The following is a 13,171-nucleotide window of genomic DNA, read 5'->3' as shown; positions in this document are numbered from 1 at the left end:
CCGTGCCGCCCTGCGGGAGCGCGGCAGGACTCGCAGGGCGTCGCCCATGTCGGCGACTTCGTCACCTTCATGCCGGGTGGCACCTTGCCCGGGTCTCCGGGGACCAGGGCGTGGGTGAAGCCGAGGCGGTGGGCCTCGGCGAGGCGGCGCTGGACGCCCGTCACGCGCCGGACCTCGCCCGCGAGCCCCACCTCGCCGATCGCCACGGGGTTCTTCGGCAGCGGCGTGTCGCTCGCGGCCGAGGCCAGGGCCAGCGCGACCGCCAGGTCGGCGGCCGCTCGAGAGCTTCACCCCGCCCACGTGGCGCTGTAGATGTCCCGCTTGCCCAGCGCGCTGATCCGCCCCTGCTGCTCCAGGACCGCCAGCATCATCGACACCCGGGACGTCTCCAGGCCGGACGTCGTCCGCCGCGGTGAGGGGGATCTGCGAGTCCACGGTCAGCGCCTGCACCTCGGCCACCAGCGGACGCCCGCCCCTCCAGCGTCACCGTCAGACACGTGCCCGGCACCGGCGCGCGGCGGGTCAGAAGAGCCCGCTGGGCCGGCGAGCCCCGTGATCCCCTCGTCGTGCAGTTCGAAGCAGCCGACCTCGTCCGAGCCGCGGTCCCGCGATCGCACCGTCCTTCGTGACGTGGCCCACCAGGAGGGTGGCCATGCCCCGCTCCTTGGAGGCGCGGATCAGCGCGCCCGCCACCTCCCGCACCTGCGCCATGCCGCCCGGCGCCCCGTCGATCTCCGGCGACGCCACCGTCTGCACCGAGTCCATGACCAGCAGCGACGGCTTCACCGCGTCGAGGTGCCCCAGCACCGCCGACAGGTCCGTCTCGGCCGCGAGGTACAGGTGGTCGTGCAGCGCCCGATGCGGTCGGCCCGCAGCCGGACCTGGCTCGCCGACTCCTCACCCGTCACATACAGGGTGGGGTGCTCCTCGCTCGCCGCCTTCGCCGCCACGTCCAGCAGCAGCGTCGACTTGCCCACCCCGGGCTCGCCCGCCAGCAGCACGACCGCCCCCGGCACCAGACCCCCGCCCAGCACCCGGTCGAGCTCGTCGACCCCCGTCGCACGGGCCGTCGCCTGCCGCCCGTCCACCTGGGCGATGGGCAGCGCGGCGGCCGACACCGGCCGCCGCGGTCGTGCGGACGGCGGGCGCCGCCCTGTACTCCTCGACCGTCCCCCACGCCTGGCACTCGGGGCGGCGGCCGAGCCACTTGACCGTCGTCCAACCGCACTCCGTGCAGCGGTACGACGGCCGTCCTTCGACGATTTCGTACGGGCAGCCATGCGCCACACCGTAGCGGTGCCCACTGACAGCCTCCGGCCCGCGGACAGCCCCGGCCCGGCCGGGTGGCCTATAGCGGTGCACCGGCGGCGGAGGCAAGGCCGCTGCCCTCTTTCGAGGACGCGTTCACCCGTAAGGCTTAAAGTGCGGGACGGGTCCCAAGGGAACCCCTACGTACACCACCGGCGCACACCGGGCGTAGCGCCGTGCGCCCCGGAGCGGGTCCCGTACGCTCGCGCAGAGCCCGCCCGCCCGGTACGAGCCCTACCTCGACGGCCTGTTCACCTACTGCCTGTCGGTGCTCTGCGACCACGCCGCGGCCGGCGTCTGGTGCGGGGACACGGTGCTGATGACCCTGTCGGCGGCGGGCGTCGCCTCCCTGCTCCAGGCCAACGCCCTGCTGTTCGGGATCGGAGTACGTGGGCGCCGGCTACCTGCTGACGTGGCTCGCCGTCGGCATGCTGCGGGCCGCGTGGGGCATGTGGCGCACCCGGCGGGACGCGGACCCGGAAGAGGGCGCGCCGTCCGCCGCCGCGCGGCTCAGGAGCGCCCCTTCCGTCGCGCCCTCGTCGTGACTCAGCCTGGTCAACCCCAAGGCGATCTGTTCTTCGTCGCCTTCTTCGTGCAGTTCGTGCGGATCCGGCGTACCTTGCACCGCCCTCCTTCGTCGTGCTCGGCACGTAGCCCCGTATGGCGTCCTCTACCGCCAGCGCCCTGATATTCGGCGGCACGAAGCTGGCCGCGACGTTCCGGCGCCGCAGGCGGCTGTCCGCGGGGGCCACCTCGGCGGCGGGCGCGCTGTTCCTCGGCTTCGCCGTGGTGCTTGACCCTGACACGGTGTGAGGCGGTGCCGTAAGGAGCGTCATGTTCACCATCGGAGACTTCGCCCACGGCGCCGTGTCCGTCCGGATGCTGCGGCACTACGATGCCGTGGGACTGCTGCAGCCCGCCGGGTCGACCCGCACAGCGGCTACCGGTACTACGAGGCCGGGCAGCTCGCCCGGCTCAGCCGCGTGATCGCGCTCAAGGGACCTCGGCTTCACGCTCGACCAGGTGCGGGCGATCGTGGACGGCGAGGTGGGCGCCGACGAGCTGCGCGTCATGCTGCGGCTGCGGCGGGCCGACCTGGAGGCGGCGGTGGCCGAGGCGGCCGCAGCCGTACCACGGGGGAGTGCCTGCACGACGGGACGGCCTGCCTGACCACCGCGGCCTGCGACCGCGGCGACCGCCAGAAGTGGGGTTGACGGCTGGCCTTCTCCGGGCTCCCGGTTCGCCCTCCGCCGAGCAGCCCTCTCCGCGCCGCTCTTCCCCGTCCAGTCCTCTCCCGGACCGCCCTCTCCCGGACCCCCCTCGGCCCCGCCGTACTCCGCCGCACCGCCCTCCGCCGGACCGCCAGGAACCGCCCCCGCCGCCGTCGGGCGCCCGGGTCCCGCTCTGCCGTCGGGCTCCGGTGTCAGCCCACTTCCACGGCGTCCAGCTCCGTGTAGTGGAGTCCCTTCGCCAGCCGGAGCGTGTTCCAGCCCTCGCGCAGGACGACGGGCCGTTCGACGGTGCGCCAGTCGTCCCAGCCCGTGTACGGGTAGCGCACGGCACCCCTGTCCTCGCCGTTCACCCACAGGTCGTGCGAGGCCGCCAGCGGGGCGCCGCCTTCGCCGAGGGAGCCGTTGCCGTAGCGGACCGCCAGTGTGTGCGGGCCGGCCGACGCGGCGAACACCCGGAACTCCACGGAGCTGTCGGCGTGGTCGATGTGCCCCACCGCCCGGCCGCCCCACGCGCCCCGCGCGTCCCGGACCAGCGCCCGGTGCACCCGGGCGTCCTCCGCCTGGTGGCGCACCCGGCTGCCCCTGACCACCGGGCGGCCGTCCGCGAACCCCAGGTCGGCGGCGTACAGGAAGCGGCGCCCGTGGTCCGCGTCCCAGCCGTGGAACAGGATCCGGTCCCGGCCGTCCGGGCCCGTCACCACGTCCTGCCCGCCGGGGCCGCGCACCGCGCCCGCGAGCGAGTCGGTGGTGAGCAGCGGCTCCGGCCCCTTCGTGTACGGGCCGGCGAGGGCGTCGGCCGTGGCGTACCCGGTCGCGTAGCCGTCCGCTCCGTACGACCCGGCCGGGTAGAACAGCACGTACCGTCCGTCGCGGCGGACGAGCGTGGGCGCCTCGACGATGGCGCCCTCCCACGGCAGCTCCTGCCGGAACAGCCGGACTGCCGGGCCCGTGGTGCGGGTGCCGTCCGCCGAGACGGGCTGCAGGTGCAGCCACGTGTCCTTCCCGCAGCAGTTGCCGTCGCTCTTCCACAGCATGTACCGCCGGCCGCCCTCCGCGTACCCGGCGGCGTCGATGGCCCCGCCGTCCTCGGCCGGGCAGACGAGCGGGCCGTCCCCGACCGGCCGGAACGGTCCGGACGGCGCGGCGGCGACGGCCGCGCCGATGCACTGCCGCCCGGAGGCGCGGTCGTGCGCCGTGTAGTGCAGGGTGAACCCGCCGTCGTGGGCGAAGACGTCCGGCGCCCACACGCGGTGCTCCGGCTCGCCCACCCAGCTGCCGAGCACGGGCAGGACGTCCTCGGTGCCGACGGTCCAGTGCAGCAGGTCGCGGGAGGTGGCGTGCTGGACGTTCCTGCCGGTCGTGCTCGTCGCGTACGCGTGGTACGTGTCGCCCACCTTCACCACGTCCGGGTCCGGGAAGTTCTGCGCGAGCACCGGGCCGCCCGCGACCGTGCCGGCCTGCGCCGGGTCCAGGGCGGCGGCTCCCAGGAGGGCCGGAAGCACGAGGACCGCGGCGAGGCGCGGCACCGGCCGGACCCGCCGCCGCGGCGAGGGCGCCCGCACGGGGTACCGGTCGGCGGACGGCGGGGCGGAGAGGTCCGGGGCGGCCGGCGGTTTCCGGACAGCCGCAGGAGGTGTCGGAGGAGGCGCCGGAGGGAGAGCCGCCCCACACGCTGCGGGGCGGGCTGCCGCGAGAACGGCGGTGCGGCGGGCTGCGCGGCGCGCCGGATGCCGGGTCGGGTGGCGGGCTGGGGGGAGGACCGCGGGGAGGTCTGCCCGGAGGGCTGCGGGGAAGGCCGTGGGGAAGGCAGCATGGGGGCCGCTCCTTCGCTGTCGGTCGCGTGCCCTGACGAACGACGCACGAGGAGCCCGGTTCCGCGCCACAGCGCTCCACGTCACGGCCCTGGGCGCCACGGCCCTGGGCCCCACGTCGCTACGAGGCGCCGCCCGCCTGCGCACCGCCCGCCTGCGCGCCATCCTCCTCCGCGCGAGGCGCCCGGTAGGGCCGTACGGCCCGGAGGACCGTGCGTCCCGGAGGGCGGAGGGGGCTGGTCTGGCCGGGGCCCCGTAGGTCCGCGGGGGCCGGTCTGGCCGGGGCCCGTAGGTCCGCGGGGGGAGACGGGTCCTACCAGGGTCGGATCTTCGAGGTGTTCGAGAGGTGCCGCCCGCCGTCCCGCCGGTACCGTCGGAACCATGACGCAGTGGGCGGGTATCGACGACGACAGAGCCGCGGACGGGCCGGACCGGAGCGGCGGGCCGGGGGCGCCGCCCGGTTACCGGCCGGGCGGGCTGACCACCGCGGAGGTGGCCGAGCGGGTCGCGCGGGGCGAGGTCAACGACGTACCCGTCCGGTCCTCGCGCTCCACCGCCGACATCATCCGCGGCAACGTCCTCACCCGCTTCAACGCCATCATCGGCGTCCTCTGGGTGATCATGCTGGTGGTCGCGCCGATCCAGGACAGCCTCTTCGGCTTCGTCATCGTCGCCAACACCGGCATCGGCATCATCCAGGAACTGCGGGCGAAGAAGACCCTCGACGGGCTCGCCGTCATCGGGGAGGCCAAGCCGACCGTCCGCAGGGACGGGGCGCCCACCGAGGTGTCCACCTCGGACATCGTGCTCGGCGACCTCATCGAGCTCGGCCCCGGCGACAAGGTCGTCGTCGACGGGACCGTCGCCGAGGCCGACAGCCTCGAAGTGGACGAGTCGCTGCTCACCGGCGAGGCCGACCCCGTCCTCAAGCAGCCCGGCGACACCGTCATGTCCGGGTCCTTCGTCGTCGCCGGTGGCGGCGCCTTCACCGCCACCAAGGTCGGCCGCGAGGCGTACGCCGCCCAGCTCGCGGAGGAGGCGTCCCGGTTCACGCTCGTCCACTCCGAGCTGCGCTCCGGCATCTCCACCATCCTCAAGTACGTCACGTGGATGATGGTCCCCACCGCCATCGCGCTGGTGATCAGCCAGCTCGTCGTCAAGGACGCCGACGTCAGGAACTCCATCGCGCGGACGGTGGGCGGCATCGTCCCCATGATCCCCGAGGGCCTGGTGCTGCTGACCTCCGTCGCCTTCGCGATCGGGGTCATCCGGCTCGGCCGCCAGCAGTGCCTCGTGCAGGAACTGCCCGCCATCGAGGGCCTCGCCCGCGTCGACGTGGTCTGCCTCGACAAGACCGGCACCCTCACCGAGGGCGGCATGGACGTGACGGGGCTGCACCTCCTCGACGGCGCGGACGAGGCATACGTACGAAAGGTCCTCGGCGCCCTCGGGGAGGCGGACCCGCGGCCCAACGCCTCCCTCCAGGCCATCGTCGACGCCTACCCCGACAGCGACGACTGGCGCTGCACCGAGGCGCTCCCCTTCTCGTCCGCCCGCAAGTACAGCGGCGCCGCCTTCAGCGAGGGCGACGGCCAGAGCAGCGCCTGGCTCCTCGGCGCCCCCGACGTGCTGCTGCCCGAAGGGGACCCCGCCCTCGCCGAGACCGAGGACCTCAACCGGCAGGGGCTGCGGGTGCTGCTCCTGGCGCAGGTCGCCGCGGGCGGCGACCTCGACAACCCCGAGGTCGCCCGCAAAGCGCGGGCGTGCGCGCTCGTCGTCCTCGAACAGCGGCTGCGCCCCGACGCCGCCGACACCCTCGCCTACTTCGCGGAGCAGGACGTCGACGCGAAGGTCATCTCCGGGGACAACGCCGTCTCGGTCGGGGCCGTCGCCACCAAGCTCGGCATGCCCGGCGCCGACCGCACCGTCGACGCCCGCCGCCTGCCCGAGAGCCGCGACGCGATGGCGCGGGAACTGGAGGGCGGCGTCGTCTTCGGCCGCGTCTCCCCGCAGCAGAAGCGCGACATGGTCGGCGCGCTCCAGTCCCGCGGCCACACCGTCGCCATGACCGGTGACGGCGTCAACGACGTGCTGGCCCTGAAGGACGCCGACATCGGGGTCTCCATGGGCAGCGGCTCCGAAGCCACCCGGGCCGTCGCGCAGATCGTGCTGCTCAACAACAGCTTCGCCACGTTGCCGTCCGTCGTCGCCGAAGGACGCCGGGTCATCGGCAACATCACGCGGGTGGCCACGCTGTTCCTGACGAAGACGGTCTACTCGGTGCTGCTGGCGATCCTGGTGGTGGCCTTCCAGATGGAGTACCCGTTCCTGCCGCGCCACCTGACGCTGCTGTCCACGCTCACCATCGGCGTGCCCGCGTTCTTCCTGGCGCTCGCCCCCAACAAGGAACGGGCCCGCCCCCACTTCGTGCGCCGCGTCATGCGGTACGCGATCCCCGCGGGGCTCATCGCCGCCGCGGCCACCTTCACCACGTACACCGTCGCGGGGCACCACTACAGCGGGCCCGGCGCGCTCGAAGCCGAGACCAGCGCGGCCACGGTGACGCTGTTCCTCGTTTCCCTGTGGGTGCTGGCGATCGTCGCCCGGCCGTACACGTGGTGGAGGATCGCCCTCGTTGCGGCGATGGGCAGCGGCTTCCTGCTGGTGCTGGTCGTGCCCTGGCTGCAGGACTTCTTCGCGCTGAAGCTGGTGGGCACGACCATGCCGTGGGCCGCCGTCGGCATCGCCGCGGCCGCCGCCGTGCTGCTGGAGGCGGCGTGGCGGTGGGTGGGCCGCCGCTTCCCGGCATAGCCGGACCCGCCCGACCCCTGCGCCTGCCCGGTTGTGGCTCGGCTCCTGTGCCCGCCGTGTGGGTGCTGGGCTGTGACTCGGGGCCTGCGCCCGGCCGCCTGGGTGCCGGGCACCGGTAGGCGGTCCGCGCCCGCCGTGTGGGTGCCCGGCTGCGGACCGGCTCGTGCGCCTGCCGCGTGGGTGCCCGGCTGTGGCTCGGGGCCTGCGCCCGCCGTGTGGGTGCCGGGCACCGGTAGGCGGTCCGCGCCCGCCGCGTGGGTGCCGGGCTGCGGACCGGCTCGTGCGCCCCGCCGTGTGGGTGCCCGGCTGCGGACCAGCTCATGCGCCCGCCGTGGGGGTGCCGGGCTGTGGCTCGGGGCCTGCGCCCGCCACCCGCCGCCTGCGTCAGACCGCCGCTCCCGGCCCGCCGCCTGTGTCAGACCGCCTGCGCCCGGCCCCGCCGCCTGCGGTGCGCGAGGGGGCGGGGCCTTGCCGGAGGCGGGCGCAGGGGGCCGGCCGCGCTCAGTCGAACCAGCGGTCGCGGGCCAGTTCGGCCGTGCGGGACGCGTCCTCCAGCAGCGCCGCCACCTCGAAGCGGCGCGGCCACTGCCCCGCCGCCCACGCCAGGCCCGCCGCGACGCCCTCCAGCGTGGCGGCGTGGACCACGCCGTCCGGGGTGCGGCGCCAGTCGAGCTCGACACCCCCGGCGACGACCAGCTCGTCGTGCTCGACGTACGTCTCCGGCGTCGCCGCGCCGAGCAGCGCGTGCACCGACTCCGGCACCTCGTGCTCCTCGCCCTCCGTCTCCACCGGTGCCTCCACGGACTCGCTGAGCCGCCGCACCTGGAGCAGCTCCGCCAGGTCCGCCGCTCGGGACGGGGCGACCGGCAGCAGCGGCAGACCCGCGGTCAGCGGCAGCAGGTCCGGCGTGTCGGCGACGACCGCGTCGGCGGCGTCCACCACCCGCACCTCGCCGTCGACGACCGCGCGCAGCTCGTCCGGCAGGGTCACCTGCTCGGGGTCGAGATCGGCCAGCGCCGTGTACAGGGCGTGCAGCTGCGCGCCCGTGACCTGCCGGTCCGGGTCGGCGAGCCGCCCCAGCAGCTCCGCTGCGCCGCCCGGCTCGTCCAGCAGGGCCGCCACGGACGTCCGCACCCCCAGCGCGTGCAGGACCTGCACGTCGTCGAAGCCCGCCGTGTCGGCCGACTCGTACAGGCCCTCCAGCAGCGGGTCCGCACCGGCCGCCCGCAGGCCCGCCGGGCGGCGGCCGCCGAGGACCGGGTGGTCCCGCAGCCACCACGCGGTGTACGAGTGCACCGACTCCGTGGTCCCGTCCGGCAGCAGCACCCGCACCCGCTGCGTGAGCGCGTCCCGCAGCGGGGGCTGCGCCAGCAGCGCCAGCGCCTGCGGCCACCGGTCGTCGTCGACGAGCTCCAGGTCCCGTACGGCGACGAGTTCCGTCGCGACGGGCGGCACGGGGGCCTCGGGCAGCCGGTCGAGGACGTCCTCGCACCACACGTCGACCGCGTCCAGCAGGCCCACGTCGTCCGGCTCGGCGTAGTCGGTGTCGCGCGGTTCCAGCTCGTCCGGGTCCAGGACCACGTCCGAGGCCCGTACGAGCGCGAAGCCGGCCAGCACCCCGCACGCGGCGAGCGGCTGCTCGCCCCAGCGGTCGGCCCACTCGGCGTCGCACAGCGCAAGCTCGCCCTCGCGCATGACGGAGGCGAAGGGGCCGCCGGGAAGGACGAGTTCGCAGGCCGGGGCGAGTTCGCCGTCCTCGTCGGGCAGGGCGAGGGCGCCGAGCCACGGCTCGTCGCCGGGCGCGAGACCGGCCTCGCGGACGAGGCCGAGCACCACCTCGGCGAGCTCCTCCGGGTCCAGGGCGTCCTCGTCCCATGTGTCGTCGTCCATCGACGCCGCCACGGCCGCCCGCACCTGAGGCGTCGTCAGGACGGCGCGCGGGGTGGCGGGCAGGGCGCCCAGCTTCTCCAGGACGGGGTGCGCGGCCTGCGGGTGCGCGACCTTCAGCCCGAGCCGCGCCAGGTCCGCCGGGGTGTCCGGCCCCGGCAGCAGCACCTGCCGGGGCCCGATGGTGGTGCGGCCGTCGGCGAGCGGCACCGGCAGGCCGGTGAGCCGGTCCGGGTCGACGCCCGCGAGCGACTCGTACAGCCGGTGCCACCACGCGGGGTCCCGCTCCGCGCCCGCCAGCCGGTCGACGGCGTCGCCCAGCGGCAGCCGCGCCACACCGAGGGCCCGCAGCTCGGAGCGCCGCTCCAGACCGGCGGGCAGCAGCGTCGGCAGTACCTCGCCCAGCACCCGGACGGTGTCCGCGCCGGCGCCCTCGACCACCTCGGCCTCGAACGGCCGCAGGGCGGTCAGGTCCTCGGACGGCACGGCCGGTGGCAGGAACGCGACCCGGGGCAGCAGTTCCAGCACGGCGCCCCGGATCGCCCCGTCCAGGACGCCCTTGCCGAGCGGTCCCGGCACGAGGTCGACGGTCCCGGTCGACACCGGCTGCCACTGCGCGAGCAGTTCGGCGTACGCGTCGGCGGCCCGCGCCACGACGAAGTCGGTGAGCGGCCCCGGCGCGGGGTGGCGGCGCGTGGAGTCCAGCGGGAAGGACGCGATCAGCAGGGCGGGCAGCGTGAGCGGCTCGTCGGTGGGGGTGGGTGCGTGCACGACGGGCGCCGTCCCGGGGCGCAGCGGGGCGCCTTCGCCGTCGACGGGCACGGCCCAGGTGACCGACCAGTGGGGCCGCAGCCGCTCCTCCACCGGCCGGTCCTTCAGCAGCTCCGCCGTGAGCGCCCCGCTGCGGGTGACGGTCCGCCAGCGGGCGGTGCCGCGCTCCGAGTCGGCGACCAGGATGGAGGCGGGGTCGTCCGGGTCGACGGACCGGGTGAGGACGCGGCTGCCGCCGGGCGTCTCCACCACGACCTCGGTGAGGCCGGGCAGGGTGAGCAGCAGGGCGTCCCCGACGCCTTCGAGGAGCCGTTCCACGAGGTCGACGGCGGCGGCGTCCCGCAGCGGCAGGACGACGACGGTGTCGTAGCCCTCCGGCGGTGCGCCCTCCGCGGGCAGCGGCAGCCGCAGCAGCGGCACGTGGCCGTCGCGCCGGCGCAGTTCGTCGCCGAGCCCGGGGCTGTGCCGGGCCGCGTCGGCGGCCATCTCGCGGGCCTCGGCCAGGGACCACCGCACGCCGCCGTGCCGGCTGATGACGGCGGGCTCGTCGCTGACGGCGAGGACGGCGGCGAAGCCGACACCGAACCGTCCCACGGCCCCCTCGTGCCCTTCCCGCTTGGCGGAGGCGCGCAGGGTGGACAGCGACTCGACGCCCGTCGCGTCGAGCGGGGTGCCGGTGTTGGCGGCGGCCAGGACGGCGGGCCCGGCCGCGTCCGCGGGGTGCAGGGTGAGCCGGAGGCGGCCCGGGACGCGGGCGCGGGCGGCGGCGTCGGCGGCGTTCTGGGCCAACTCGACGACGAGGCGGTCGCGGTAGCCGCCGAGGCTGAGCTCCTCCTCGGCGTTGGCGTCCTCACGGAACCGTGCGGGGCCCGCGCCCCACGCGTCGAGCACACCGCGCCGCAGCCGCGCGGTCCCGAACGGGTCGGCTGCCTCGGCCGTCGCCCTCACGCTCACGATGTGCTCCGATCCTGCTCGACATGGTGACCCTTCGCGCCGAAGGTACCGCGCCCCCGCACCGGCTCGGCGCGCGCTCCCCGGCTGGTGCCCACGGGAGCGCGCCGGCGGGCGGCGTCCCCGGGCAGGGCCGGGGCGGCCACGGAACTACGCCTCCGGTGCCGGTCCCGCCTAGGTCCGCGGACCGATCCGCCCGAGCAGGGACGGGAGTTAGCGTCGCGGCATGCGTATAGGACTACTCGGCACCGGCAACGTCGCCCGCGCGCTGGCCCAGGGCTGGAGCGCCGCAGGGCACGACGTGCTCCTCGGTTCGCGCCGCCCCGAGGAGCGGACAGGTCTCGGCCTCCCCGTAGCGGGGCTGAGCGAGACGGCGGCCCACGCGGAGGTGCTGGTCAACGCCACCCCCGGGAACGTCTCCCTGGAGCTGCTGCGCTCCATCGGGGCGCCGGCGCTGGCGGGGACCCCGCTGATCGACGTCGGGGTCGGCCTCTCCGACGACTACACCGAGCTCTCGCACCCCAACAGCAGCCTGGCCGAACAGATCCAGGAGGCGTTCCCCCGGACCCCCGTCGTCAAGACGCTGTGCACCATGGACAGCGCCGCGATGGTCGACCCCGCCGGTCTGGCCGGGCCGAGCACGGTCTTCCTCTCCGGCGACGACGCCGAGGCCAAGAAGGCCGCCGGCCGACTCCTCACCGACCTCGGCTGGCCCCCGGAGTCCCAGCTGGACATCGGCGGCATCACCACGGCACGCGGACAGGAGCACTTCGCCCTGCTCTTCATGGGCATCGCCCACGGTCTGGGCACCCACGTGTTCAACATCCGCGTGGTCCCCGCACCCACTGACCGGAGGCCGCTGCCCGGCGTCCCGTGACCGGAGCGCACTACCCGGCGTCCCGCAGACAAAGCCCAGTGGCCGCGAGTCCGCTGACCCCGAGTCCGCTGACCGCGAGCGGGCTGACACCTCACGTGCTGACCGGGGCCCGCCCGGCGGGCCCACCCCGTGCGGGCGCGGCCCCGGACCGGGGGCTCCGGTCAGCCGGACGGTTCAGCTGTGGCCCAGGTCCTCGGATTCGGCGTCCGGGACCTCCGGGACGGAACCGCTGTCCCGCGCGGGGCGCAGGGGGAACTCGTCCGAGGCCATCGAGTCGAGCACCGGCGGAGCCGGGCGCGGGGGCTTCGGCATGACCGCGGCCTCCGAGTGGCCGCCGCAGCCGTAGTCCAGGGACACGATCCGCCCGTCCGCGGGCGAGAACTCGTTCGCGCAGACGCCGAACGCCTGGCCCAGCGAGCCGCCCAGGCGCACCAGGAAGCCGCACGACACGCAGGACGCCGGCGCGGCCTGCGCCATCGGTGTCTTCGCGCCGAAGGCCTCCTCCCAGCGGTCGGCCGCCACGTGCAGCCCGTAGCGGGAGAGGACCCGCGCCCGGCGCAGGCCCAGCTCCTCCGCCACCGCGGAGATCGCGCCCCGGGAGGGGATGCGGGTGACGAACTCTGCGTCCTCCGTGTCGGCCAGCTCCGCCATCTCGGAGGAGACCGCCGCGTTCGGCGGCGGCTCGTCCTCGCCGGTGTAGCCGGGCTCAAGGCGCAGGTCGTCGGCCTCGGTGGGCAGCAGGTCGCCGGGCCCGAGGTCACCGGGGCGGAGGCGTTCGCTCCAGGGCACCCACTCGGGCGCGAGGAGCGCGTCCCCGCCCGGCAGCAGCACCGTCTCGTCGACGGTGACGTTCTTGGCCCGCGACGCGCGGGCGATCGTCACCGCCCAGCGCCAGCCCCGGTAGCCCGGCTGGAGGCACTCGAAGAAGTGCGTGACGACGCGGTCCCCCTCGGACACCGCCTCCACGTGCTCCCCGACGAAGCCCGGCGCCGCCGCTTCCTGCGCGGCCTCCCGGGCGAGATCTACCGCCTCGGCGCACAGGCGGTCGAGGGCGGGGGTACGCCGGGTACGGCTTCGCGTCGTCGCAGCACTCACAGGTCTCGCTTCTCTCCTACGCCGTGTCATAGGTGCGCCGGCCGATGCGCGACAGCACGAGCGACGGACGGAGCGGACCCCAGGACCGCATCGACGTCCACGCCCGACGTGCTCGGGCACACCTCATGTCATCCATTCTGCGGGATGCCGAAGAGGCGCGCGGCCGAGCGTTTTCCGCCGGTGGCGCGCTACGCACGCTACCCCCTTCGCCGCCCGGGGCCCACACGCCCGCCTCAAGTGGCCCCCACAGCGGCTCGCGGACGGGACGAGTGCGGCACTCTGAGGCAGTATGGCCACGTGGTACGCGCACGGCCGTCCCCAGGGTCCCCGGACCCCCGCCGAGGCGCCCGCCGCCGCGGGCCCCCGGCCGGCGCCCGTGCGGCGAGCGCCCGTCCCGTACGGCCGGACGGCCCCGCGGCCCCGACACC

The 13,171-nt window shown here is 75.6% G+C and carries 5 protein-coding genes and 3 pseudogenes; 4 read left to right on the top strand and 4 right to left on the bottom strand.

Annotation, left to right across the window (positions count from 1 at the left end):
• Nucleotides 1–1,280 (bottom strand): annotated as a pseudogene (locus L6E17_RS25910) (DNA repair protein RadA); the annotation flags it as partial.
• A 311-nt stretch (nt 1,281–1,591) separates the two neighbouring features.
• On the opposite strand from L6E17_RS25910, the pseudogene L6E17_RS25905 reads away from it, so the two are divergent.
• Nucleotides 1,592–2,121: pseudogene (locus L6E17_RS25905) on the top strand (LysE family transporter); the annotation flags it as partial.
• A gap of 21 nt (nt 2,122–2,142) precedes the next feature.
• Nucleotides 2,143–2,454 (top strand): annotated as a pseudogene (locus tag L6E17_RS25900) (MerR family transcriptional regulator); the annotation flags it as partial.
• Between the two features lie 277 nt (nt 2,455–2,731).
• Here the strand turns inward: L6E17_RS25900 and L6E17_RS25895 are convergent.
• A complete protein-coding gene (locus tag L6E17_RS25895; protein ID WP_236243101.1) occupies nt 2,732–4,066 on the bottom strand; it encodes a family 43 glycosylhydrolase in 1,335 nt (444 codons plus the stop codon).
• Nucleotides 4,067–4,732: 666 nt separating this feature from the next.
• On the opposite strand from L6E17_RS25895, the gene L6E17_RS25890 reads away from it, so the two are divergent.
• Nucleotides 4,733–7,162: an HAD-IC family P-type ATPase gene (locus tag L6E17_RS25890; protein WP_236243100.1), complete on the top strand. Its 2,430-nt coding sequence runs from the start codon at nt 4,733–4,735 to the stop codon at nt 7,160–7,162.
• 501 nt (nt 7,163–7,663) lie between these two features.
• On the opposite strand, the gene L6E17_RS25885 is transcribed toward L6E17_RS25890, so the two are convergent.
• Complete coding sequence (locus L6E17_RS25885) at nt 7,664–10,774, bottom strand: sacsin N-terminal ATP-binding-like domain-containing protein (RefSeq protein WP_374109149.1); 3,111 nt, start codon at nt 10,772–10,774, stop codon at nt 7,664–7,666.
• 223 nt (nt 10,775–10,997) lie between these two features.
• On the opposite strand from L6E17_RS25885, the gene L6E17_RS25880 reads away from it, so the two are divergent.
• Nucleotides 10,998–11,648 (top strand): NADPH-dependent F420 reductase, encoded by a 651-nt coding sequence (locus L6E17_RS25880; RefSeq protein WP_236243099.1) that lies wholly within the window; start codon nt 10,998–11,000, stop codon nt 11,646–11,648.
• A 174-nt stretch (nt 11,649–11,822) separates the two neighbouring features.
• On the opposite strand, the gene L6E17_RS25875 is transcribed toward L6E17_RS25880, so the two are convergent.
• On the bottom strand, nt 11,823–12,743 hold the full coding sequence (locus L6E17_RS25875) for a DUF3027 domain-containing protein (protein WP_236243098.1): 921 nt from the start codon (nt 12,741–12,743) through the stop codon (nt 11,823–11,825).
• Nucleotides 12,744–13,171: the final 428 nt, after the last annotated feature.

It is taken from the genome of Streptomyces sp. CC228A, from assembly GCF_021390935.1.
GTDB lineage: Bacteria > Actinomycetota > Actinomycetes > Streptomycetales > Streptomycetaceae > Streptomyces.
The sequence above is the reverse complement of the archived record's forward strand: the minus strand, read 5'-3'. Positions and strand labels throughout refer to the sequence as shown.